At 71.3% G+C, this 23,838-nt stretch carries 23 protein-coding genes; 9 read left to right on the top strand and 14 right to left on the bottom strand.

Translation table 11 applies throughout. The annotated features are described in order from the left end of the window. Positions 1-138: 138 nt before the first annotated feature. The 8 genes from hisF to hisD are packed head-to-tail and all read right to left on the bottom strand — an operon-like array spanning position 139 to position 5,837. On the bottom strand, positions 139-894 hold the full coding sequence (gene hisF, locus ACZ45T_RS35080; protein ID WP_468448180.1) for an imidazole glycerol phosphate synthase subunit HisF: 756 nt from the start codon (positions 892-894) through the stop codon (positions 139-141). Next, a complete protein-coding gene (locus ACZ45T_RS35075; RefSeq protein ID WP_366868585.1) occupies positions 891-1,280 on the bottom strand; it encodes a RidA family protein in 390 nt (129 codons plus the stop codon). Before ACZ45T_RS35075 ends, hisF begins: the two co-directional genes overlap by 4 nt. After that, entirely contained in the window at positions 1,277-2,005 is a 729-nt protein-coding gene (gene priA, locus ACZ45T_RS35070) for a bifunctional 1-(5-phosphoribosyl)-5-((5-phosphoribosylamino)methylideneamino)imidazole-4-carboxamide isomerase/phosphoribosylanthranilate isomerase PriA (RefSeq protein WP_468448179.1), read from the bottom strand. The genes ACZ45T_RS35075 and priA overlap by 4 nt, the downstream gene beginning before the upstream one ends. Further along, positions 2,005-2,646 carry an imidazole glycerol phosphate synthase subunit HisH gene (gene hisH, locus ACZ45T_RS35065; RefSeq protein WP_468448178.1) on the bottom strand — a complete coding sequence of 214 codons (642 nt, stop codon included), beginning with the start codon at positions 2,644-2,646 and terminating at the stop codon, positions 2,005-2,007. Before hisH ends, priA begins: the two co-directional genes overlap by 1 nt. Then, a complete protein-coding gene (locus ACZ45T_RS35060; protein WP_360890602.1) occupies positions 2,643-2,810 on the bottom strand; it encodes a hypothetical protein in 168 nt (55 codons plus the stop codon). The genes hisH and ACZ45T_RS35060 overlap by 4 nt, the downstream gene beginning before the upstream one ends. A gap of 2 nt (positions 2,811-2,812) precedes the next feature. Continuing rightward, on the bottom strand, positions 2,813-3,406 hold the full coding sequence (gene hisB / locus ACZ45T_RS35055; protein ID WP_326591415.1) for an imidazoleglycerol-phosphate dehydratase HisB: 594 nt from the start codon (positions 3,404-3,406) through the stop codon (positions 2,813-2,815). Continuing rightward, positions 3,403-4,518, bottom strand: a complete 1,116-nt coding sequence (locus tag ACZ45T_RS35050) for a histidinol-phosphate transaminase (RefSeq protein WP_468448177.1) — start codon at positions 4,516-4,518, stop codon at positions 3,403-3,405. Before ACZ45T_RS35050 ends, hisB begins: the two co-directional genes overlap by 4 nt. Next, positions 4,515-5,837, bottom strand: a complete 1,323-nt coding sequence (gene hisD, locus ACZ45T_RS35045) for a histidinol dehydrogenase (RefSeq protein WP_468448176.1) — start codon at positions 5,835-5,837, stop codon at positions 4,515-4,517. The genes ACZ45T_RS35050 and hisD overlap by 4 nt, the downstream gene beginning before the upstream one ends. Before the next feature lie 160 nt (positions 5,838-5,997). Here hisD and ACZ45T_RS35040 point away from each other — a divergent pair, with 160 nt between their 5' ends. From ACZ45T_RS35040 to ybaK, 3 genes are read left to right on the top strand one after another with little or no spacing between them, the layout of a single operon-like run. Next, positions 5,998-7,593, top strand: coding sequence for an oxidoreductase (locus tag ACZ45T_RS35040; protein ID WP_468448175.1), 1,596 nt, complete (start codon positions 5,998-6,000; stop codon positions 7,591-7,593). A 34-nt stretch (positions 7,594-7,627) separates the two neighbouring features. Further along, on the top strand, positions 7,628-8,365 hold the full coding sequence (locus tag ACZ45T_RS35035; protein WP_468448174.1) for an LON peptidase substrate-binding domain-containing protein: 738 nt from the start codon (positions 7,628-7,630) through the stop codon (positions 8,363-8,365). Positions 8,366-8,375: 10 nt separating this feature from the next. Continuing rightward, positions 8,376-8,870, top strand: coding sequence for a Cys-tRNA(Pro) deacylase (gene ybaK, locus ACZ45T_RS35030; protein ID WP_468448173.1), 495 nt, complete (start codon positions 8,376-8,378; stop codon positions 8,868-8,870). A gap of 305 nt (positions 8,871-9,175) precedes the next feature. On the opposite strand, the gene ACZ45T_RS35025 is transcribed toward ybaK, so the two are convergent. The 4 genes from ACZ45T_RS35025 to ACZ45T_RS35010 are packed head-to-tail and all read right to left on the bottom strand — an operon-like array spanning position 9,176 to position 13,052. Beyond that, a complete protein-coding gene (locus ACZ45T_RS35025; protein ID WP_468448172.1) occupies positions 9,176-9,805 on the bottom strand; it encodes a hypothetical protein in 630 nt (209 codons plus the stop codon). Between the two features lie 34 nt (positions 9,806-9,839). Beyond that, the gene (locus ACZ45T_RS35020; RefSeq protein ID WP_468448185.1) at positions 9,840-10,619 is read right to left on the bottom strand and encodes an ABC transporter permease; all 780 of its coding nucleotides are present in this window, start codon (positions 10,617-10,619) and stop codon (positions 9,840-9,842) included. A 59-nt stretch (positions 10,620-10,678) separates the two neighbouring features. Then, entirely contained in the window at positions 10,679-11,716 is a 1,038-nt protein-coding gene (locus tag ACZ45T_RS35015; RefSeq protein WP_468448171.1) for an ABC transporter ATP-binding protein, read from the bottom strand. Positions 11,717-11,744: 28 nt separating this feature from the next. Further along, positions 11,745-13,052 carry an NYN domain-containing protein gene (locus tag ACZ45T_RS35010; protein ID WP_468448170.1) on the bottom strand — a complete coding sequence of 436 codons (1,308 nt, stop codon included), beginning with the start codon at positions 13,050-13,052 and terminating at the stop codon, positions 11,745-11,747. 221 nt (positions 13,053-13,273) lie between these two features. Here ACZ45T_RS35010 and ACZ45T_RS35005 point away from each other — a divergent pair, with 221 nt between their 5' ends. Beyond that, positions 13,274-13,438: a hypothetical protein gene (locus tag ACZ45T_RS35005; protein WP_468448169.1), complete on the top strand. Its 165-nt coding sequence runs from the start codon at positions 13,274-13,276 to the stop codon at positions 13,436-13,438. A gap of 90 nt (positions 13,439-13,528) precedes the next feature. Here the strand turns inward: ACZ45T_RS35005 and dnaE are convergent, their stop codons facing one another. Then, positions 13,529-17,071 carry a DNA polymerase III subunit alpha gene (gene dnaE, locus ACZ45T_RS35000; RefSeq protein ID WP_468448168.1) on the bottom strand — a complete coding sequence of 1,181 codons (3,543 nt, stop codon included), beginning with the start codon at positions 17,069-17,071 and terminating at the stop codon, positions 13,529-13,531. 191 nt (positions 17,072-17,262) lie between these two features. On the opposite strand from dnaE, the gene ACZ45T_RS34995 reads away from it, so the two are divergent. The 5 genes from ACZ45T_RS34995 to ACZ45T_RS34975 all read left to right on the top strand — a co-directional run bounded on the left by ACZ45T_RS34995 (position 17,263) and on the right by ACZ45T_RS34975 (position 23,157). Then, positions 17,263-18,588, top strand: coding sequence for a DUF2252 domain-containing protein (locus ACZ45T_RS34995; protein WP_468448184.1), 1,326 nt, complete (start codon positions 17,263-17,265; stop codon positions 18,586-18,588). A 69-nt stretch (positions 18,589-18,657) separates the two neighbouring features. Further along, positions 18,658-19,347 (top strand): hypothetical protein, encoded by a 690-nt coding sequence (locus ACZ45T_RS34990; RefSeq protein ID WP_468448167.1) that lies wholly within the window; start codon positions 18,658-18,660, stop codon positions 19,345-19,347. A gap of 48 nt (positions 19,348-19,395) precedes the next feature. Then, a complete protein-coding gene (locus ACZ45T_RS34985) occupies positions 19,396-20,190 on the top strand; it encodes a DsbA family protein (RefSeq protein WP_468448166.1) in 795 nt (264 codons plus the stop codon). A 136-nt stretch (positions 20,191-20,326) separates the two neighbouring features. Next, positions 20,327-21,988: an alkaline phosphatase D family protein gene (locus ACZ45T_RS34980; RefSeq protein WP_468448165.1), complete on the top strand. Its 1,662-nt coding sequence runs from the start codon at positions 20,327-20,329 to the stop codon at positions 21,986-21,988. A gap of 221 nt (positions 21,989-22,209) precedes the next feature. Beyond that, positions 22,210-23,157, top strand: coding sequence for a zinc metalloprotease (locus ACZ45T_RS34975; RefSeq protein ID WP_468448183.1), 948 nt, complete (start codon positions 22,210-22,212; stop codon positions 23,155-23,157). Between the two features lie 78 nt (positions 23,158-23,235). Here ACZ45T_RS34975 and ACZ45T_RS34970 read toward each other — a convergent pair whose 3' ends face one another. Then, positions 23,236-23,805, bottom strand: coding sequence for a dienelactone hydrolase family protein (locus ACZ45T_RS34970; RefSeq protein WP_468448164.1), 570 nt, complete (start codon positions 23,803-23,805; stop codon positions 23,236-23,238). Between the last annotated feature and the right edge of the window lie 33 nt (positions 23,806-23,838).

Genomic DNA, 23,838 nt, shown 5'->3' with positions numbered 1-23,838 from the left:
CCGCAGGGGCACCGCCCCACCCCGAAGCCACCGACCCGGGTGATCCGGCCGCACAAACCCAGCCCCGCCGGCGCTTGAGGCGCGGGGGTCCGGGGGCAGGGCCCCCGGCAGACGGCCCTCACCCGGCCGGCCAGGGCGTCAGCGGACGGGGTGGCCCGCGGCGCGCAGCGTCGACTTGACCTCGGAGATCCGCAGGTCGCCGAAGTGGAACACCGACGCCGCGAGCACCGCATCCGCGCCGGCCGCGATCGCCGGCGGGAAGTGCTCCAGCTTGCCCGCGCCGCCCGAGGCGATCACCGGGACCGTGACGTGCTTGCGTACGGCCGCGATCATCTCGGTGTCGTAGCCGTCCTTGGTGCCGTCCGCGTCCATCGAGTTGAGCAGGATCTCGCCCGCGCCCAGCTCCGCCGCGCGGTGGGCCCACTCGACGGCGTCGATGCCGGTGCCCCGGCGACCGCCGTGCGTGGTGACCTCGAAGGAGCCCGACTCGGTGCGCCGCGCGTCGACCGACAGGACGAGGACCTGGCGGCCGAAGCGCTCCGCGATCTCCTGGATGAGCTCGGGGCGGGCGATGGCGGCCGTGTTCACGCCCACCTTGTCCGCTCCCGCGCGCAGGAGCTTGTCCACGTCGTCGGCCGTGCGGACGCCGCCCCCGACGGTGAGCGGGATGAAGACCTGCTCGGCGGTCCTGCGGACCACGTCGTACGTGGTCTCGCGGTTCCCGGAGGACGCGGTGATGTCGAGGAAGGTCAGCTCGTCGGCGCCCTCGGCGTCGTACAGCTTGGCCATCTCCACCGGGTCGCCGGCGTCGCGCAGGTTCTGGAAGTTGACGCCCTTGACGACCCGGCCGTTGTCCACGTCCAGGCAGGGGATCACTCGTACGGCGAGGGTCATGCCGCGTCTCCCTTGTACGCCTCGACCTCGACCTCGACGACCATGCTCGGGTCGACGAAGCCGGAGACGATGATCATGGATGCGGCGGGGCGGACCGCGTCGAACAGCTCCTTGTGGGCGCGGCCCACGTCGTCCACGTCGCGGGCGTGGGTGAGGTACATCCGGGTGCGGACCACGTGCTCGGGTCCCAGACCGGCCTGTGCCAGTGCCTTGAAGGCGACGCCGAAGGCCGTGATCGCCTGGTCGTACGGGCCTCCGCCGTCGGCCGCGGTGCAGCCGGAGACGAGGACGAGGCCGTTGGGGAGCTGGACGGCGCGGGAGTAGCCGATGACGTCCTCGTAGGGGCCGCCGGAGGAGATGCGGCGGACTTCGGAGGGGCTGCTCATGCGGAGACCACCTTCAGGGCTTCTTCCAGGGTGAATGCCTTGGCGTACAGGGCCTTGCCGACGATCGCGCCCTCGACGCCCAGCGGCACCAGCTCGGACAGCGCCCGCAGGTCGTCCAGGGAGGAGATGCCGCCGGAGGCGACGACGGGCCGGTCGGTGGCGGCGCAGACGTTCTTCAGCAGCTCCAGGTTGGGGCCGGTGAGCGTGCCGTCCTTGCCGATGTCGGTGACGACGTACCGGGCGCAGCCCTCGGAGTCCAGGCGGGCGAGGGTTTCGTACAGGTCGCCGCCCTCGCTGGTCCAGCCGCGGCCCTTGAGGGTGGTGCCGCGTACGTCGAGACCGACCGCGATCTTGTCGCCGTGCTCGGCGATGGCCTTGGCGGCCCACTCGGGGGTCTCCAGGGCGGCGGTGCCGAGGTTGACGCGGGTGCAGCCGGTGGCGAGGGCCGCGGCCAGCGAGGCGTCGTCGCGGATGCCGCCGGAGAGCTCGACCTTGATGTCCATGGCGCCGGTGATCTCCGCGACGAGGGCGCGGTTGTCGCCGGTGCCGAAGGCGGCGTCCAGGTCGACCAGGTGCAGCCACTCGGCGCCGGAGCGCTGCCAGGCGAGGGCCGCCTCCAGCGGGGAGCCGTAGGAGGTCTCGCTGCCGGACACCCCGTGCACGAGGCGGACGGCCTGTCCGTCGCGGACGTCGACCGCGGGAAGGAGTTCCAACGTCTTCGGCATCAGAGGGTCTCGATCCAGTTGGTGAGGAGCTGGGCTCCGGCGTCGCCGGACTTCTCGGGGTGGAACTGGGTGGCCCACAGGGCCCGGTTCTCCACCGCCGCGACGAACCGCTCGCCGTGCGTGGCCCAGGTGACCTTGGGGGCGCGGATCAGCGGGTTGGTCACTTCCAGGCTCCAGTCCTTCGCGGCGTAGGAGTGCACGAAGTAGAAGCGGGCGTCGGCGTCCAGCCCGGCGAAGGCCTGGCTGTCGGCCGGGGCCTCGACGGTGTTCCAGCCCATGTGGGGGACGATCGCGGCCTTGAGCGGGCCGACCGTGCCGGGCCACTCGTCGAGGCCCTCGGTCTCGACGCCGTGCTCGATGCCGCGCTCGAAGAGGATCTGCATGCCGACGCAGATGCCCATGACGGGGCGGCCGCCGGAGAGCCGGCGGCCGATGATCCAGTCGCCGCGGGCGTCCTTGAGGCCCTGCATGCAGGCGGAGAAGGCGCCGACGCCGGGGACGAGGAGTCCGTCCGCGTCCATGGCCTTGTCGTAGTCGCGGGTGATCTCGACGTCCGCGCCGACGCGGGCGAGGGCGCGCTCGGCGGAACGGACGTTGCCGAAGCCGTAGTCGAAGACGACGACGCTCTTTGTTGCGCTCATTCCCAGATTCCTTGGATCCGCAGGACTCCGGCGGCCAGACACATCGCGGAGCCGATGGCGAGCAGGACGATGACCGACTTGGGCATCTGCTGCTTGTGGAAGGAGTAGACGCCGCCGGCCAGGAAGAGGCCGAGGACGATCAGGATGGTGTTGAGGCCGTTCACGGCTAGAGGGCGCCCTTCGTGGAGGGCAGGATGCCGGCCGCGCGCGGGTCGAACTCGGCGGCGTAGCGCAGGGCCCGGGCGAGCGCCTTGAACTGGCACTCCACGATGTGGTGGGCGTTGCGGCCGTACGGGACGTGGATGTGCAGGGCGATCTGGGCCTGCGCGACGAAGGACTCGAAGATGTGCCGGGTCATCGTCGTGTCGTAGGTGCCGATCATCGGCGCCATGTTCTCGGGCTCGGTGTGCACGAGGTAGGGGCGGCCGGACAGGTCCACGGTGACCTGGGCGAGGGACTCGTCGAGCGGCACGGTGCAGTTGCCGAAGCGGTAGATGCCCACCTTGTCGCCGAGGGCCTGCTTGAAGGCGGCGCCGAGCGCGAGGGCGGTGTCCTCGATGGTGTGGTGGGTGTCGATGTGCAGGTCGCCGTCGGTCTTGACCGTGAGGTCGAACAGGCCGTGGCGGCCGAGCTGGTCGAGCATGTGGTCGTAGAAGCCCACGCCCGTCGAGACGTCGACCTGGCCGGTGCCGTCGAGGTTTATCTCGACGACCACGGAGGTCTCCTTGGTGGTCCGTTCGACCCGTCCGATGCGGCTCATGCGTGCTGCTCCTTCTTCAGTGCGCGAACCGCTTCCAGGAACGCGTCGTTCTCGGCCGGGGTGCCCGCGGTGACCCGCAGCCGGCCCGGTACGCCGTTGTCACGGACCAGGACGCCCTGGTCGAGGATCTTCTGCCAGGCGGTGTGCGCGTCGTCGAACTTCCCGAACTGGATGAAGTTCGCGTCGGAGTCGGTGACCTCGTAGCCGAGGGCCCGCAGTTCGACGACCAGGCGGTCGCGCTCGGCCTTGAGCTGCTCGACGTAGCCGAGCAGGGTGTCGGTGTGCTCCAGGGCGGCCAGCGCCGTGGCCTGGGTGACGGCCGACAGGTGGTACGGCAGGCGCACCAGCTGGACGGCGTCGACGACGGCGGGGTGCGCGGCCAGGTAGCCCAGGCGCAGGCCGGCCGCGCCGAAGGCCTTGGACATGGTCCGGGAGACCACCATGTTCGGGCGGCCCTCGATGAGGGGCAGCAGCGAGTCGCGGTGGCTGAACTCCACGTACGCCTCGTCCACGATCACGAGGGACGGCTTGGCCGCCTGCGCGGCCTCGTACAGGGCGAGGACCGTCTCGGCCCCGACCGCCGTACCCGTGGGGTTGTTGGGCGAGGTGATGAAGACGACGTCGGGGGCGTTCTCGGCGATCGCCTGCTCGGCCGCCGCCACGTCGATGGTGAAGTCCTCGTTGCGCGGGCCGGAGATCCACCCGGTGCCGGTGCCGCGGGAGATCAGCGCGTGCATCGAGTACGAGGGCTCGAAGCCGATCGCGGTGCGGCCGGGCCCGCCGAAGGTCTGGAGCAACTGCTGGATGACCTCGTTGGAGCCGTTGGCGGCCCACACGTTCTCCCGCGCGACCGGGTGCTTGGCCGTACGGGTGAGGTAGGCGGCCAGCTGGGTGCGCAGCTCGACCGCGTCCCGGTCGGGGTAGCGGTTGAGGGTGCGGGCGGCCTCGGTGACGCGCTCGGCGATGCGCCGCACCAGCTCCTCGGGGAGCTCGTACGGGTTCTCGTTGGTGTTCAGCTGGACGGGCACGTCGAGCTGCGGGGCGCCGTACGGGGTCTTGCCGCGCAGCTCGTCCCGGATGGGGAGGTCGTCGATTGCGATGTTCGCCGTCATGCGGTCGGCACCTTCCATCCGAAGCGCGCCTTCAGGGCGGCGCCGTGCGCGGGCAGGTCCTCGGCCTCGGCCAGGGTCACCACGTGGTGGGTGACCTCGGCGAGGGCGTCGCGCGTGTAGTCGACGATGTGGATGCCGCGCAGGAAGGACTGCACGGACAGGCCCGAGGAGTGGCAGGCGCAGCCGCCGGTGGGCAGCACGTGGTTCGACCCGGCGCAGTAGTCGCCGAGCGAGACCGGGGCCCAGGGGCCGACGAAGATCGCGCCGGCGTTGCGTACGCGGGCGGCCCAGGCGGCGGCGTCGGCGGTCTGGATCTCCAGGTGCTCGGCGCCGTACGCGTCGACGACCTTGAGGCCGTCCTCCAGGCTGTCGACCAGCACGATCGCGGACTGCTTGCCCGCGAGGGCCGGCTTGATCCGGTCGTGGATGTGCTTGGAGGCCGCGACCTGCGGCTCCAGCTCGCGCTCGACGGCGTCCGCGAGCTCCGCGGAGTCCGTGACGAGCACGGCTGCGGCCAGCGGGTCGTGCTCGGCCTGGCTGATCAGGTCGGCGGCGACGTGCACCGGGTCGGCCGTGGAGTCCGCGAGGACCGCGATCTCGGTGGGGCCGGCCTCTGTGTCGATGCCGATCTTGCCGGTGAAGTAGCGCTTGGCGGCGGCGACCCAGATGTTGCCGGGGCCGGTCACCATGTTGACGGGCAGGCAGTCCTCCGTGCCGTACGCGAACATCGCGACGGCCACGGCGCCGCCGGCCGCGTACACCTCGTCCACGCCGAGGAGCGCGCACGCGGCGAGGATCGTCGGGTGCGGCAGGCCCCCGAACTCCTTCTGCGGCGGGGACGCGAGCGCGATCGACTCGACGCCCGCTTCCTGCGCCGGTACGACGTTCATGACGACGGAGGACGGGTACACCGAGCGGCCGCCCGGGGCGTACAGCCCCACGCGCTCCACCGGCACCCACTTCTCGGTCACCGTGCCGCCGGGGACCACCTGGGTGGTGTGCTCGGTGCGGCGCTGGTTGCGGTGCACGATCCGGGCGCGCCGGATCGACTCCTCCAGGGCGGCGCGGACGGCCGGGTCCAGCTGTTCCAGGGCGGCCTTGATGGCCTGCGCGGGTACCCGGACCTGCGAGAGCTCGACTCCGTCGAACTTCTGCGCGTACTCGATCAGCGCCGCCGTGCCACGATGATGGACGTCCTCGCAGATGGGCCGCACCTTCTCCAGGGCAGCTTCTACGTCGAACTCGGCACGGGGCAGCAGATCGCGCAGGGCGCCACCCTCGGGGAGGGCGTCACCGCGCAGGTCGATACGAGAGATCACGTCCCAATTCTCTCAGACCGTCTCGCGCCACCGTTCGCCTGTATCACTGGCTGATACACGCCCCGGATGTCACAGGCGCCCGTTAGGTTTGATCAAGACGCTTTTCACACGCGTGCGTGGGGGCGAGTGGGCGTGTGGGTGACAGCGGAGGGGGGCCGCCATGACCGAGGCGCGCGTGGGCGAGGAACCGGCGGATCTCACGGCTTCCGAGCGCCGCATGTGGGAGGCGTACCGCACGGGCAGCATCTGCGATCTCAGCTCCCGCATCCCCGACCAGGACGACCCGCACGCCGACCACGTCTGGGGCGCCGGCCGCAGCGTCCGCGCCCGGGTGGTGGCCCTGCTGCTGCTCCACGGGCCGCCGCCGGTGCCGGGCCGGGTGGCCTCGCTCAAGCTGCGCGGCGTACGGATCACCGGGCGGCTCGATCTGTCGGGCGGCACGATCGCCCCGTACGTGGAGATCCAGTCCTGCCGCTTCGACAGCGAGATCCAGCTGTCCGAGGCCCGCTTCGGCACGCTGCGCCTGATCAACTGCGCGATACCGCGGCTGGAGGCGGCCCGCCTGCACACCGAGGGCGACCTGCACATGCCGCGCTGCCGGGTGGCCCGGGGCATCCGGCTGACCGACGCGCAGATCGGCACCGATCTGCTGATCAGCCAGGCGGTGGTGCAGCGCGACAACAAGGGCCGGGCGATCACCGCCGACGGGATGTCGGTCGCGCAGGACTTCCAGGGCGAGCTGCTGGAGACGTTCGGGGAGGTGAGCCTGCGCGGGGCGAAGGTCGGCGTGTCGATGAACCTGCGCGGGGCCCGCCTGCGCAATCCGTACGGGAAGTACGCGCTGAACGCCCCGCAGCTGACCGTCGAGCGGACCCTGTACCTGACGTCGATCGCGCTGGACTACGTCCCCGGCTCGAACTCCTCCACTCCCCCGTACGGGCTGGGGCTGACGCCCACGCGCGGCCAGCGGGCCCAGCGCTTCGTGTGCCGCGGCGGGCTGCGGCTGGACGACGGCCGCTTCGGGGACGCCATCGACTTCTACGGCGCGCGGTTCGGGCTCACCGCCGAGCAGGAGATATCCCTGCGCCGGATCCAGACCCCCGAGTTCCGCTTCGTGGGCGAGCGGCCGGAGCAGGGGCGGGTGGTGGTGTCCGGGGCCAAGGTGGTCAAGCTCGTCGACACCTCCACGAGCTGGCCGGGCCCGGGCGGGGTGGCCATCGAGGGCTTCGTCTACGAGAACCTCGCGCCCCGGGGCCACTTCCCCCTCTCCCGCCGGCTGGAGTGGGTGGAGGCGGCCACCCCCGAGTACTCGCCGGAGCCGTACGAGCGGCTGGCCGCCGTACTGCGGGCCAGCGGTGAGGACGCCGACGCCCGCGAGGTGCTGCTGGCCAAGCAGCGGCGGCGCCGGGCCACGCTGACTCCGGCGGCCAAGGCCTGGGGGTACCTCCAGGACTGGACCGTGGCGTACGGCTACCGGCCGGGCAAGGCGGCCCGGTGGATGGTCGTCCTGTGGGCGGCGGGGGCCCTGCTGTTCTCCCAGCTCGATCCGGCCCCGCTCAGGGAGGGTGAGTCCCCCCAGTGGAGTGCCCCCCTGTACGCCCTGGATCTGCTGCTCCCGGTGATCGATCTCGGCCAGCAGGGCCAATGGAAGCTGGAGGGCGACTGGCAGTGGGGGGCCGCGGCGCTCGTCATCCTGGGCTGGATCCTGGCCACGACGGTGGCGGCGGGGGCCTCCCGGCTGCTGAGGCGGGGGTGACACGGTCTGGTCCACGGCCACTACCCTGTGCCTCGTGACCACCGTTCGCCTGCCCCTCTTCCCGCTGAACTCGGTGCTGTTCCCGGGACTCGTCCTCCCGCTGAACATCTTCGAGGAGCGTTATCGCGCCATGATGCGCGAGCTGCTGAAGTCGGGCGAGGAGGAGCCGCGCCGATTCGCGGTCGTCGCGATCCGCGACGGCCGGGAGGTCGCGCCGACCGCGCCCGGCCTGCCCGACCAGACGGCCCTGCCGGAGCGGGGCCCCACCGCGGGCTTCGGCTCCGACCCGATCCAGGCCTTCCACCGGGTGGGCTGCATCGCGGACGCGGCGACGATCCGCGAGCGGGAGGACGGCAGCTTCGAAGTGCTGGCGACGGGCACCACGCGAGTGAGGCTGCTCTCGGTCGATTCCTCGGGCCCCTTCCTGACGGCGGACCTGGAAGAGCTTCCGGAGGACGCGGGCGACGGCGCGGGCGTCCTGGCCGAGGGCGTGCTGCGGGCCTTCCGCAACTACCAGAAGCGGCTGGCCGGAGCCCGCGAGCGGTCCCTGACGGGCGCCGAGCTCCCCGACGAGCCGTCGGTGGTCTCCTACCTGGTGGCAGCGGCGGCGGTACTGGACATCCCGGCGAAGCAGCGGCTGCTCCAGGCCCCGGACACGGCGACCCGCCTCGCGGAGGAGCTCAAGCTCCTGCGCACGGAGACCGCGGTGATCCGCCACCTCCCGTCCCTGCCGGCGGTGGACCTGACCCGGACCCCGACGAGCCCGAACTGACGGAGCGCTGATGGCGAAGAAGCCCAAGCAGGCGGCCGGCACCCCGGCGATCGTCGCCCTCACGGCGGCGGGCGTCCCCTTCACCACGCACGCGTACGAGCACGACCCGGCGCACCCCTCGTACGGGGAGGAGGCCGCGCAGGCTCTCGGCGTCTCGCCCGCGCAGGTCTTCAAGACACTGGTCGCGGACGTGGACGGGGTCCTGACGGTGGCGGTGGTCCCGGTCTCGGGGTCACTGGACCTGAAGGCCCTGGCGACGGCGGTCGGCGGGAAGCGGGCGGCGATGGCGGACCCCGCCCTGGCGGAACGCACCACGGGCTACGTCCGCGGCGGCATCTCCCCGCTGGGGCAGCGGCGCCGCCTGCGCACGGTGCTCGACGCGTCGGCCTCGGCGCACCCCACGATCTGCGTCTCGGCCGGCCGCCGCGGCCTGGAGGTCGAGCTGGCCCCCTCGGCCCTGGCCACCCTCACCGAAGCCGTCCTGGCCCCGGTGGCCCGCCCGTAGCCTCCCGGCGGGGTCACAGGCTCGCAGGTGCGGCGCCGCTGCGGGGGCCAGCCCCCGAGCCCCCGCGCCTCAAACGCCGGCGGGGCTGGATTTTTCAGCCCCGCCGGCGTTTGAGGCGCGGGGTGCCGGGCGGAGCCCCGCTCTTCCAGCCCCGCCGGCGTTTGAGGCGCGGGGTCCGGGGCGGAGCCCTGCTCTTTCAGCCCCGCCGGCGTTTGAGGCGCGGGGTCCGGGGCGGAGCCCTGCTCTTTCAGCCCCGCCGGCGTTTGAGGCGCGGGGTCTGGGGCGGAGCCCCGGGAGGCGGCGGGTCAGGACTGCGGCGGCGGCGACGCGGCCTGGTAGTAGCCGCCCCAGGGGACCTGTACCGGATCGGGGTCGCGCGGGGACCACAGGGCCGTGAGGCCGAGGTGGACCAGGACGGCGGCCATCGGCCAGGCCAACAGCGCCCCGTACGCGAGCAGCTCCAGCGGCGCGTCGAACGGCACGCCCTTGCCCGCCTTGGCCGCCCCGGCCGCCAGGTCGGACGACGGCCCCAGCCACATCCCGAGCCGCCACCCCACCAGCGCGGCGAAGCCGGAGCCCACCGCGAGCCCGATCACCAGCGGCACGCCAGCGCGCCGGCGCCACAGGAACGTACCGACCGCGCTGAGCACGCCGAACCCGACCGCCAGCAGGAAGAAGGTCCCGTCGGCCGCGATCCGCGCCTCGCTCTCGCTGCTGCGCAGGAACACGGACTCGCCGTTGGACACGTACTGCACCCGAGGCGCCAGCCACACCCACAGCAGTCCGAGGAGCACGCCGGCCACCCCGACCGCGAGGGCGACGGCGGCCCCGTCGCGGATGTCCTCCGGGGTGATGGCCCCGGCATCGCCGCCCGGCTTCTCGGGCGGGAACGACGGCGGGTCGAAAGGAGACGGCGGGGTCACGGCTTCGGTCACCCCCACATCGTGCCAGGTGCGTCCACCGGCGGCGTCAGCGGACCGCCGCCCGCCGGTACGCCCACGTCGCGACGGCCAGCGACAGGACGCCGACCGCCCCGCACACGCCGAGGTCGAGGGCGACGGCGGCCCAGTCCGGTTCGGGGGCGAAGGTGCGCGCGAACGCCTCCACCCCGTACGTCGACGGCATCAGGTCCCGGGCCCACACGATCACGTCCGGCATCCGCTCGGGCGGCAGCACGCCCAGCAGCAGCGCGGCCGACATCCCGAGCTGCCCGGCGAGCGTGGCCAGCTCCTGCCGCGGCGCCAGCAGCCCCAGCGCCGCGCCGAGCCCGGCCAGCGCGGCCCCGGCCAGCGGCACCACCGCGGCCAGGATCCACAGCCCGCCCATCGGCAGCCCGAACAGCACACACCCGAAGACCGCGGTGACCAGGGTCCCCGGCAGCGTGAAGGAGGCGTACGCGGCGGCCGCGCCCAGCACCACCGAGGCGGGCGGCACCGGCAGGGTCGCGTAGTGGTCGAGTCCGCCGCCGGCCCGCAACTGCCCGAAGTACTGCGCGAGCAGGTTCAGCGCGACGAAGGCGACGACCAGCACCGAGGAACCGGCGACGACGGCCCGGGCCTCCGAGCCCCCGTCGACCACGCCCCGCATCAGGATCATGATCCCGACGGACTGGAAGGTGGCCACGAAGAGCAGCGGGATCCGGGCCACCCGTGCCCGGGACAGCTGCGCCCGGTACACGGCGGCCAGCGCGGGAAAGAACCGGGCCTTGGGCGCGAGCACACCCACGGGGATGCCCACGGGGGTGCCCACGGCAGCGGCCGCGGCAGCGCCCGCCGCAGTGTTCCCAGCGGTTTCCTCAGCCGTGGTGGTCACGCCTTCACCAGCCCCTTCGTCTTCCCGCCGAGCGCGAGGTAGACGTCCTCCAGGCTCGGCGTGGCCAGCGTGAAGTCGTCGAGCGCGGCGAAGGCCGGTCCGCCGGTCACCGCGGCGACCGCCGCACGGGCCTCGTCCGGCCCGAGCCGCAGCACCCAGCGCCGCCCGGACTCGACGGCGAGCTCACGCAGCGACGCGACCTCCGGAACACCCAGCGGAGCGGCCTCGCGCCACACCAGCTCCAGCCGGACCTCGCCCGAGACCTTGGCCTTCAGTCCGGCCGGGGTGTCGCAGGCGATGACCTTGCCCTGGTCGATGACGGCGACCCGGTCGAGGACGGTCTCGGCCTCGATGACGTTGTGGGTGACGAGCAGGACCGTCGCGCCGTGCTGCTCGCGCCGCCGGTCCACGGCCGACCAGACGGCTCGCCGGGCCACCGGGTCCATGCCGGTGGTGGGCTCGTCGAGGACCAGTACGGGCCGCTCCCCCACCAGCGCCGCGGCGAAGCAGGCGAGGCGCCGCTGTCCGCCGGAAAGTTTCTTCAGGGGCCGCCCGGCGATCGGGGTCAGCCCGAGCTCCTCCAGTACGGCGTCGCGCGCGGCCCGCGCCGCCCGTGCGCCGAGCCCGCGCAGCCGCCCGGTGGTCTCGGCGGCCAGCGCCACCGTGAGCTCGTCCAGGGCGGTGGACTCCTGCCCCAGGTAGGCGAGCAGCCGGGAGGCCCGCTCCGGGTGGCGTACGAGGTCGTGGCCGAGCAGGGTCACGGTGCCCGCGTCGGGCCGCATCAGGCCGGTGAGCTGGCGGACGAGGGTGGACTTGCCGGCGCCGTTGGGGCCGAGCAGGCCGAAGATCTCACCGCGCCGCACGTCCAGGCAGACGCCGTCGTTGGCACGGGTCTCGGGCAGTGCGGGAGCCCCGCGCCGTCCTCGTACCGCGGGATACGTCTTGACCAGGTCACGCACCGCGCAAACCACGTCGGAGGCCGCACCAGCGGCCGCCGCCGTGCCGTTCTGCGCCTGTGCTGTGCCCGTACTCACGAGGGAGCAGCCTACGGGGTTCCCGCCCCTACTCGGCCGCCGGGGTCAGCGGGGCGGAGGCCTCGCCGGACCCGGCTCCGGGCGCGGCGGCCGGTACGGCGGCCACGTGCTCGGCGGCCGCGCGGACGTCGATCTCCCGCCAGAACCCGGCGCGGATGGCGTACCGGTCGTGCTCGTCGATCTGGTCGTCCTTGTGCGCGAGCAGCCCGAACCGGGCGGCGTACCGCAGCAGCTCGCCGTCGATCCGGTGCGGGATCCGCGGGTACATCGTGGCCAGCTTCTGCAGGTGCACGGTCTCCGGGAGCCGTTCCATCCACCGCCGGGCGAACACCTGTCCCACCTCGAACGGGTCCCCGCCGACGGTGGTGATGTCCTCCTCCCGGTCCGCCCAGCGCTGCTCGGCGCTGGTGAGCTGGGCGAGGGTGGGCAGCGAGGCGGTCTCGGCGGGTTCGCCGAGCGGTCCGGCCCGGTCGATCCACCCCTTGTCGGAGGACCAGCGCAGGGCACTGGCCGGGGCGTGCCCGCTGCTCGGCCCGGCCGACGGTCCGGGCTGCTGGCCGGGGGCCCGCAGGGCTCCGGCGAGGTCCTTCGGCGTGGGTACGGTCTTGCCCCCCGGCGCGGTCGGCGCCGGTACGGGGGCCCCCTCGCGGTCTTCGCCGCCGCCTGCGGCGGAGCCGTTGCGGGCGGCCTCGGCGAGCGCCGCCTCGGGCAGCGGGGCCGAGAGGATGGCGGCGATGTCGGGGCGCGGGGCGGGCGGCGGTGAGCACAGCCCGGTGAGGTCCTTGGCGCGGACGGCCCGGGTGATCCAGGCCCGGTCGAGGACGCGGCGTTCGTCGGCTTCGGCGACGAGGTCCTCGGACTGGTTGTAGTCCCCGTCGGCGGCCTGGACGGCCCACAGGTGGACGGCGACCCCGTGTTCCTTGGCGGACATCAGGCCGGGCAGCAGGTCGCCGTCGCCGGTGACCAGGACCACGTCGGAGCAGGCGCGGTTGCGGGCGAGCTCGGTGAGCTCGGCGTGCATGGCGGCGTCGACGCCCTTCTGCGCCCAGCGGCCGTCGCTGCGGGTCAGGGCTCCCAGCCGGACGGTGACGCGGGGCATGACGCGCAGCCGCCGGTGTTCGGGCTGCGGCACCCGGTCGGGTGCACCGTCGAACCAGTAGATGCGCAGCAGGGGCTGCTCGGTGTCCGCCTCGGCCCGCTCGCGCAGGCCCTGGATGAGGGCGGCATGGTCGACGGTGATCCGGGAGCGGGAGGGCTCCCCGGCGAGAAGGCTGGCGGCGGCGCCCAACAGGTAGCCGGCGTCCACCAGGACGACGCAGCGGTCCACGTGTTCCACCCTCTTCCCTGGGGGTCCTCTGTGTTTTTCGGCGGGTGCCCCGAGTCTGCCCGACCTCAAGGGCGTTGAAGGCCGGAACTCGATCATCGGCGTGGCGGATCTCACAGAGTGGAGAGACGGAGACCTCGCTACGCGCAGTAATGATCCAAAATGCGCGGTTTCTGGCGCTGTGTGAGTGTGAAGGCGGTCCTGGCCCCTAGACCCTCGTGGAGGTTCCCCCCATGGCCAAGAACAAGAACCAGAAGCAGCCGTCGAAGCAGCAGGCCCGCTCGTCGCAGGAGCCGTCGAAGGGCTCGATGGAATCCTCGCCCGAATCGACCTCGCAGGCGCCGAGTCCGATGGATCTGGCGCACAAGAGCAAGACGAAGAAGTTCGGCCACAACTGACGCGGCCGCGGCCGCCCGAGGGCGGTCCGCACGTGGAAAGGGCCTGCCCGGCATCGCCGGGCAGGCCCTTTCCGTGCGGTCCGGCCGGGACTAGCCCGCCAGGCAGGACGGCCCGAGCAGCACCTTGAGGTCGCCGAAGAGCGCCGGGTCGGGCTGTACGCGGTGCTTGTCGAGGCGCAGCACGGTGGTGGTCCGCGGCCCCTGGAGCTTGATCCGCACCTCGGTGTTGCCCTTGTGGTGGCGCAGGATCTCCCCCAGACGGGTCACCATCGGCGGGGTGACCTTGACGGTGGGGATGGTGAGGACGACGGGGGCGTTGGTGCCGGCGGAGGTGAGGTCGGGGACCATCATCTCCATGGCGACCAGGCGGGGGACGTCCTCGCGCTTGTCGAGGCGGCCCTTGACGAAGACGACGGTGTCCTCGACCAGCTGGGTGGAGACGAGCTGGTAGGTCGCGGGGAAGAACATGCACTCGATGGAGCCGGCCAGGTCCTCGACGGTGGCGATGGCCCAGGCGTTGCCCTGCTTGGTCATCTTGCGCTGGAGGCCCGAGATGATGCCGCCGATGGTGACGACCGCGCCGTCGGAGTGCTCTCCGCCGGTCAGCTGGGAGATGCCGGCGTCCGTCTTGTCGGAGAGCACGTGCTCCAGCCCGAAGAGCGGGTGGTCGGAGACGTAGAGGCCGAGCATCTCGCGCTCCTGGGCGAGCAGGTAGGACTTCTCCCACTCGACGTCGGAGAACTCCACGTCGAGTCCGAAGCCCGGCTCGTCGCTCGCGTTCTCGTCACCCATTCCGCCGAACAGGTCGAACTGTCCCTCGGCCTCCTTGCGCTTGACGGCGACCACGTTGTCGATCATCGGCTCGTGGTGGGCGACCAGGCCCTTGCGGGTGTGGCCCATCTCGTCGAAGGCGCCGGCCTTGATCAGCGACTCGACGGTCCGCTTGTTGCAGACGACGGCCTCGACCTTGTCCAGGAAGTCGGGGAAGGAGGAGAACTTCCCCTTGGCCTTCCTGGTCTTGATGATCGACTCGACGACGTTCTGGCCGACGTTGCGCACCGCGGTGAGGCCGAAGAGGATCACGTCGTCGCCCTGGGCGGCGAAGTTCGGCTCGGACTCGTTCACGTTCGGCGGGAGCACCTTGATGCCCATCCGGCGGCACTCGTTCAGGTAGATCGCGGACTTGTCCTTGTCGTCCTTGACCGAGGTGAGCAGGCCGGCCATGTACTCGGCCGGGAAGTTCGCCTTGAGGTAGGCGGTCCAGTAGGAGACCAGCCCGTACGCGGCCGAGTGGGCCTTGTTGAACGCGTAGCCGGCGAAGGGGACCAGGACGTCCCACAGGGCCTGGATGGCCTTGTCGCTGTAGCCGTTCTTCTTCGCGCCCTCCTGGAAGATGACGAAGTTCTTCGCCAGCTCCTCGGGCTTCTTCTTGCCCATCACGCGGCGCAGGATGTCGGCCTCGCCGAGCGAGTACCCGGCGATGATCTGGGCGGCCTTCTGCACCTGCTCCTGGTAGACGATCAGGCCGTAGGTGACCGCGAGCACCTCTTCGAGGGGCTTCTCCAGATCCGGGTGGATCGGGGTGATCTCCTGCTGCTTGTTCTTTCGCAGGGCGTAGTTCGTGTGCGAGTTCATGCCCATCGGGCCCGGCCGGTACAGGGCCGAGACGGCGGAGATGTCCTCGAAGTTGTCGGGCTTCATCAGGCGCAGCAGGGAGCGCATGGGGCCGCCGTCGAACTGGAAGACGCCGAGGGTGTCGCCGCGGCCGAGCAGTTCGAAGGTCTTGGGGTCGTCGAGCGGGAGGCCCAGGAGATCGATGTCGATCCCCTTGTTGGCCTTCACCATCTTGACGGCGTCGTCCATGATCGTGAGGTTGCGCAGGCCGAGGAAGTCCATCTTCAGCAGGCCGAGCGATTCGCAGCTCGGGTAGTCCCACTGGGTGATGGTGACGCCGTCGGTGTGCCGCACCCAGACGGGTACGTGGTCGGTGATCGTCTCGCTGGACATGATCACGCCGGCGGCGTGCACGCCCATCTGGCGGACCAGGCCCTCCACACCGCGGGCGGTGTCGATGACCTTCTTCACGTCCGGCTCGTTCTCGTACATCCCGCGGATCTCGCCGGCCTCGCTGTAGCGGGGGTGCGAGGGGTCGAGGATGCCGGAGAGCGGGATGCCCTTGCCGAGGACGTCGGCGGGCATGGCCTTGGTGAGCCGGTCGCCCATGGCGTACGGGTAGCCCAGCACGCGGGCCGAGTCCTTGATCGCGTTCTTGGCCTTGATGGTGCCGTACGTACCGATCATGGCGACCTTGTCGGCGCCGTACTTCTCGGTCACGTACCTGATCACTTCGACGCGCCGGCGCTCGTCGAAGTCGATGTCGACATCGGGCATGGAGACGCGCTCGGGGTTCAGGAAGCGCTCGAAGATCAGACCGTGGGTGAGCGGGTCGAGGTCGGTGATGCCCATGGCGTACGCGACGATCGAGCCGGCCGCGGAGCCTCGGCCCGGGCCCACCGCGATGCCCTGGTTCTTCGCCCACATGATGAAGTCGGCGACCACGAGGAAGTAGCCCGGGAAGCCCATCGAGATGATCGTGTCCATCTCGTACTCGGCCTGCTTCATCCGGTCGTCCGGGATGCCACCGGGGTAGCGGCGGTGCATGCCGCGCATGGTCTCCTCGCGGAACCAGGTGACCTCGGTGTAGCCGTCCGGGATGTCGAACTTCGGCATCAGGTTCCGGAACTTGAACATGCCCTCGGTGTCGATCTGGTCCGCGACCAGCTTCGTGTTGGCGCAGCCCTCCTGCCAGGCGTCCGAGGAGTCGATGGCGTACATCTCGTCCGTGGACTTCAGGTAGTAGCCGGTGCCGTCGAAGCGGAAGCGGTCCGGGTCCGAGAGGTTCTTGCCGGTCTGGATGCAGAGCAGGGCGTCGTGGGCGCCGGCCTCGCTCGCGTAGGTGTAGTGCGAGTCGTTCGTCACCAGCGGCGGGATGCCGAGCTTCTTGCCGATCTCCAGCAGTCCGTCGCGGACCCGGCGCTCGATCTCGATGCCGTGGTCCATCAGCTCCAGGAAGTACCGGTCCTTGCCGAAGATGTCCTGGTACTCGGAGGCGGCCTTCAGTGCCTCGTCGAACTGGCCGAGGCGCAGTCGGGTCTGGAGCTCGCCGGAGGGGCAGCCGGTGGAGGCGATCAAGCCCTCCGACCACTTGGAGATGGTCTCCTTGTCCATGCGCGGCCACTTGGTCAGCCAGCCCTCGGCGTACGCGTCGGAGGACAGCCGGAAGAGGTTGTGCAGGCCGGTGGCGTTCGCCGCCCAGATCGTCTTGTGGGTGTAGCCACCGGAACCGGAGACGTCGTCGCGCTTCTGGTGCGGCTGGCCCCACTGGATGCGGCGCTTGTTGCGCCGGGACTCCGGGGCGACGTACGCCTCGATGCCGATGATCGGCGTGATGCCGGCCTTCTTCGCGGTGTGGAAGAAGTCATAGGCGCCGTGAAGGTTGCCGTGGTCGGACATGGCGATGTGCGTCATGCCCATCTCGTTGCACGCGTTGAACATGTCCTTCAGCCGCGCGGCACCGTCCAGCAGGGAGTACTGGGTGTGGACGTGCAGGTGCGTGAACGGCGGCTTGGTCACGGTGGGGGTCCTCCGGGGGGAGAGAGGGGGCGGCAGCTACGAATCCTACGTCTCCCGAGTGACAGAACCGGGGCACCGACCGGTACCTTCACACGTTGCAGAGCCAGAGAGGACGGACACCTGTCCGAACCCCTCTGGATCAATACGTGATCCGTGAGCGATCCACCCCGCACGACCAGGAGGCATCCGCGATGGCGGTTCCCGAGACGACCGACGAGCAGCGCGCCGAGCAGATCCTCGACGTGTTCGACACCGCGTTCGGTGAGCTGCTCGCCGCCGACCCCGCTGCCTTCCAGGTCAAGTTCCGCAAGATGGCGGCCTCGGCCTTCGCCTTCTACCGGGGCACGGCCTGCCTCTTCTACTCCGACCTGGAGCGGGACCGGCACGGCGGCCCGTACCTGGACGAGCGGACGGGCCGGGTGTGGATCCACGGCGATCTGCACGCCGAGAACTTCGGCACGTACATGGACTCCAACGGCCGGCTGATCTTCAACGTCAACGACTTCGACGAGGCCTACGTCGGCCCCTTCACCTGGGACCTGAAGCGGTTCGCCGCCTCCGTCGCCCTGATCGGCTACACCAAGGCGCTCAGCGACGGCCAGATCAGCGAACTGGTGCGGATCTACGCCGGCGCCTACCGGGAGCGGATCCACCGCCTGGCCACGGGGGCCAAGCACGACGAGGTGCCCTCCTTCGACCTGGACACCGCCCAGGGCCCGCTGCTGGGCGCGCTGCGCTCGGCCCGCTCCCGCACCCGCTTCGCCCTGCTGGACTCGATGACGGAGATCCGCGACTACGAGCGCCGCTTCACGGCCGGCGGCGGCTCCATCGAGCTGGACGCCGCCACCCGCTACAAGGTGCTGGCCGCCTTCGACGGGTACCTGGAGACCCTCCCCGACGAGTCCCTCGTCCGGCCCGACTCCTACCGGGTCAAGGACGTGGTGGGGCGCCGCGGCGTCGGGATCGGCTCGGCGGGCCTGCCCTCGTACAACATCCTGCTGGAGGGGCACAGCGACGCCCTGGAGAACGACGTCGTGATCTACCTCAAGCAGGCGCAGACCCCGGCGGCCTCCCGGCACATCACGGACCGGGCGGTGCGCGAGTACTTCCTGCACGAGGGCCACCGCACGGTGATCTCGCAGCGCGCCCTGCAGGCGCACGCCGACCCGTGGCTGGGCTGGACGGAGCTGGACGGGGCCGGGCAGCTGGTGGCGGAGGTCTCCCCGTACGCGGTGGACCTGGACTGGTCGGACCTGGACGACCCGGAGGAGATCGCCGCGGTCGTCGCGGACCTGGGCCGGGCGACGGCGACCATGCACGGGGCGGCCGACGCGGCCGAGAGCGGGCAGACGCTGGTGCCCTTCTCCACCGAGCGGGCCATCGACGCGGCGATCGCGGCCGACGAGGAGGGCTTCGCGGAGCTGCTCGTGGACTTCGCCCACGCGTACGGGGCCCGGGCCCGCGCCGACCACCAGATCTTCGTGGACCTCTTCCGCAACGGGCGGCTCACGCCGTAGGCGGTCCGCCCCGGGAACAGCCGTGACCTGGGGCCCGCCTTCACAGGGACGCATGGCAGACTCGCGGCGATGGACGTTTCAGGGGTATGGCTTCGAGGGCTGCGGGCCGCGCTGTTCAGCGCGTTCGTCGTGCTGCTCTCGGCCGGCTCGCACGTCCTCATGTCCCGGGTCCCGCTGCCGCCCGCGCTGGTGGGCGGGGCGTTCGCCACCGTGTTCGTGATCGCCTACGCGCTCGCGGGCCGCGAGCGGGGCTTCGGCCCCATCGCCGGGCTGCTCGTACCGCTGGAGCTGGCCGCCGACACCGTCTTCACCGCCGGGCAGCATCTTTGCTACGGCCCGGCCGGCGGCCCCGTCGCGGGCACGCTGCGCTCGATGGGCCTGGAGGCGTTGTGCGGCGGCACGCCGGTGGGCGGGCCGCTGACCGAGGTGACCGGGCACGCCGCCGACCCGGCCGCGCTGCTGGCCTCGCCCGGGCCGTGGACGCCCTGGCTGCTGCTCGGCGCCCACGTCTCGGTCGGGCTGCTCGCCGCCGGGTGGCTCCGCCACGGCGAGCGGGCGCTGGGCCGGCTGCTGCGGGCCGCGGCCGCCTTCGCGTTCCGGCCGCTGCTGCTGGCCGTGGCCGCGGTGACGGCGTCCTCCGGGCGGGCGCGGCGGGTGCCGCGCCCGGCCCTCGCGGGCACGGGGGCCCGTACGCGATTCCCCGCACACTCCGTGGGGCGGCGGGGACCTCCCGTGCGCGGCGCGCTCGCGAGCGCCTGACGCACGTACGACAGTCCCCTTGACACGTCACACCCCACGGAGATCACGATGAGTTCACGCAACAGCCAGGCGAACAAGGCCGCGGCCCGCGAGCGGCTGCGCGCCGAGCGCGAGGCGCAGGCGAAGAAGGACAAGGTGCGCCGCCAGGTGATCGTGGCGGGCGCGCTCCTCGCCGGGCTCGGCCTGGTCGGCGGCGTCAGCTACGCCCTCGTGCAGGCGAACCAGCCCGGCCACTGGGACAAGGCCGCCAAGGCCGAGCTCGTCAAGCCGAAGAACACCACGGGCGACGAGGGCACCACGGTCGTCGTCGGCAAGGCCGAGGCGAAGAAGACGCTGGAGGTGTACGAGGACTCGCGCTGCCCGGCCTGCGCGGGCTTCGAGCAGGCGGTCGGCGAGACGGTCAAGAAGGACGTGGAGGCGGGCAAGTACAAGCTCCAGTACTTCGGCGCCACCTTCATCGACAACGCCGCCAAGGGCGAGGGCTCGAAGAACGCGCTGAGCGCGCTGGGCGCGGCGCTGAACGTCAGCCCGGAGGCCTTCCTCGACTACAAGGCGGCCCTGTACTCCAAGGCCCTGCACCCCCAGGAGACCGTCGACAGCTTCGCCAAGGACGACTACCTGCTGAAGGTCGCGGACACGGTCCCGGCGCTCAAGGGCAACGCCGAGTTCAAGAAGGCCGTCGAGGACGGCACGTACGACCGGTGGGCGCTGGAGATGTCGAAGGCCTTCAACAAGTCCGGCGTGACGGGTACCCCGACGCTGAGGATGGACGGCAAGAAGATCGACACCCCGCAGACGCCGGAGCAGTTCACGGCGGCGATCGACAAGGCCCTGCAGGGCTGATCCCAGCCCGGGGCATTCCGGGCAAACGCCTTCAAGGCAGGGCGCGCCAACAGGCGGGCGGACTCCCAGAGTTCGCCCGCTTGTTGCGTTCCGACGTCTGTTCGAGCGGGTGTACCCGCCGGTAATGTGATGGTCCGTGACCAGTCATCTCACCCCCGCTCCGACCTCGGCGAATCCCCGTCGCCGTACGGTCGTTCTCGCTGCCGCGGCCACGGCCGCGCTGGCCCCCCTCACCTCACTGGGCGCCTCGGCCGCCCACGCGGCGGGCACCGCCCCCGCCTTCCTGCACGGCGTCGCCTCGGGTGACCCGCTGCCCGACGGCGTCCTGCTGTGGACCCGTGTCACCCCGACCCCCGAGGCCGTGCCCGGCTCCGGCCTGGGCCCGGTCACCCAGGTGGACTGGGAGGTGGCCGCGGACAAGGGCTTCTCCCGGATCGTCGCCTCCGGCAGCGTCACCGCGAGCGCCGCCACCGACCACACGGTCAAGGTCGACGTGCGCGGGCTGCAGCCGCAGACCCCGTACTGGTACCGGTTCACCGCCGGCGGCGCCGCCTCCCCCGCCGGGCGCACCCTGACCACCCCGGGCCACGACGTGACGACCGCCGGGGTCCGCTTCGGCGTGGTCTCCTGCGCCAACTGGGAGTCCGGCTACTTCTCCGCCTACCGCCACCTGGCCGCCCGCACCGATCTGCACGCGATCCTGCACCTGGGCGACTACATCTACGAGTACCAGTCCGGGGGCTACCCGGAGGCGAAGTACGTCGTGCGCGCGCACGAGCCGAAGCACGAGATCGTCACGCTCGCCGACTACCGCACCCGGCACGGCAAGTACAAGACGGACACCGACCTCCAGGCCCTGCACCAGGCGCACCCGATCGTCGCCATCTGGGACGACCACGAGTTCGCCAACGACGCCTGGGCGGGCGGCGCCGAGAACCACACGGCGGGCGCCGAGGGCGAGTGGGCGGCCCGCGCGGCCGCCGCCAAGCAGGCGTACTTCGAGTGGATGCCCGTACGCGCCTCCATCGCGGGCACCGTCTACCGGAGGCTGCGGTTCGGCACCCTCGCCGATCTGCACCTGCTCGACCTGCGCTCCTTCCGCTCCCAGCAGGTCAAGGTCGGCAGCGGTTCGGTGGACGACCCGGAGCGCACCATCACCGGGCGCGCCCAGCTGGACTGGCTCAAGGCGGGCCTCGCCGGCTCGAACGCGACCTGGAAGCTGGTCGGAACCTCGGTGATGATCTCACCGGTGGCCTTCGGCTCGCTGCCCGCGCACCTGCTGGGGCCGCTCACCAAGCTCCTCGGCCTGCCGGAAGGCGGCATAGCGGCCAATGTGGACCAGTGGGACGGGTACACGGACGACCGCAAGGAACTGCTGGGCCACCTCAGGGACCGGAACATCCGGAACACCGTGTTCCTGACCGGCGACATCCACATGGCGTGGGCGAACGAGGTCCCGGCGAACAAGGCCACGTACCCCGGCTCGGGGTCGGCGGCGACGGAGTTCGTCGTCACGTCGGTGACCTCCGACAACCTTGACGACATGCTGCACGTGCTTCCGGACACGCTCTCGCTGGTCGCGGAATCGGCCATCAAGGCCGCCAACTGGCACGTGAAGTGGCTGGACATGGACTCCCACGGCTACGGGGTCCTGGACGTGACGGCGGAGCGTTCCCAGATGGACTATTACGTCGTATCCGATAAGCGCCAGCAAACCGCCACGGCCGCGTGGTACCGCTCGTACCGCACCCTGAACGGGACGCAGAAGGTGGAGCGCTCCTACCAGCCCGTTCACTGATAGTCCGTCAATTCTCCTGCTTCACGGGGCGCCTGGTACATACCAGGCGCCCCTGTGCGCGTTACGCAACAAATCTTTTACGCAAGGCTCTTGACCTGAATATGTCATGCACACATAAGCTTCCCGCCAGCTGAAGAGATCCTTCACGCCATCAACCCCCCACGCGAGGAGCACACGTGCGCGCAATTGCCCGCATATCCCCCCTTCTTCGCCGCCGCCTGATGGGCACGGCGGTTCTGGCCGGAACCCTGGCTTTCACGCCGCTCGCCGCCCCCACCACGCTCGCGGCCGCCAAGACCCCCGCCGAGGTGTGCGCCCAGGAGTCCACCGGCGCCGCGAACGCCCGCGTGACCCGCACCCATGACGAGCACGCCGACGAGCCGAACGAGCTCACCGAGGCGCAGGCGAAGTCCATGGACGCCGACCTCAAGGCGAAGCTCGACAAGGCGCTGAAGAACCAGCCGCAGCGCAGCCTCAGCGCCGCCGAGGCCGTTGTGAACATCCCCGTGTACTTCCACGTCGTGCACTCCGGCACCACCGGAAAGCTGACGTCCACGGACATCAACAACCAGCTGTCGGTCCTCAACGCTGCCTACGGCGGCCAGGGCACCGGCAATGTCAACACGAACTTCCAGTTCACCCTTGCGGCTACCGATTACACGGACAACGCCACCTGGTACAACCTGACCTCCGGCTCCCAGGCCGAGAAGGACATGAAGAACACCCTGCGCCAGGGTGGCCCGGGCGCGCTCAACTTCTACACCGCCAAGCTCGGCGGCGGCCTGCTCGGCTGGGCGACCTTCCCGACCTCTTACAGCTCCGCCCCCAAGATGGACGGCGTGGTCGTGCTGGACAGCTCGCTGCCCGGCGGCTCCGCGGCCAACTACAACGAGGGTGACACCGCGACCCACGAGGTCGGCCACTGGCTGGGTCTGTACCACACCTTCCAGGGCGGTTGTAACGGGAACGGCGACTACGTCTCCGACACCCCGGCCGAGAAGAGCGCCGCGTACGAGTGCCCGACGGGCCGTGACAGCTGCGCCAGCAAGCCCGGCGTGGACCCGATCCGCAACTTCATGGACTACACGTACGACTCCTGCATGTACCAGTTCACCGCCGGCCAGGTGGCCCGCATGAGCAGCAGCTGGACGGCCTACCGCGCCGGCTGACCCCTGCGACACGTGTGACGAAGGGCACGGCCCGGCAACCGCCGGACCGTGCCCTTCGTCATGTCGGCCGCGAGTGGCCTACAGGCTGTCGAGGAAGCCGATCGCGGTCCTCCAGGCCTGCTCGGCGGCCTCGGCGTCGTAGTCGTCCAGCTCCGGGTCGGTGAACAGGTGCCCGGCGCCCGGGTAGCTGTGGACCTCCACGTCGGCCCCGGCCCGCTGCATCCGCAGGTACCAGGCCGTCAGCCAGTCGTGCGGCTCGAAGGGGTCCGGGTCCGCGATGTGCAGCTGCACGGGCAGCTCGTCCACCGAGGCGTCCTCCTCCAGGTCCGCCGTCCCGTGCAGGAGCAGCAGCCCGCGCGCCTTCTCGTCGGCCATCGCCAGGTGCTGGGCGACGGAGCCGCCGAAGGAGAAGCCCGCGTAGACCAGTCCCTGGTCGGAGTACGGGGCCGAGGCCAGCACCGCACGCTTCAGCAGCTCGTCACGGCCGATCTCGTCCCGGTGGGCCATGCCCTCCTCGACGGTCTCGAAGGTGCGTCCCTCGAAGAGATCCGGCACCTGGACCTGGTGCCCGGCCGCGCGCAGCCGGTCGGCCGCCGCGTGCACCGCGGGCCGCAGCCCGTACGTCGAATGGAAGAGCATGATGTTCATGCCTCCATCGTGCCAGCCGTCGAATGGAAGGGG

It is taken from the genome of Streptomyces sp. NPDC030995 (assembly GCF_055571215.1).
The sequence above is the reverse complement of the archived record's forward strand: the minus strand, read 5'-3'. Positions and strand labels throughout refer to the sequence as shown.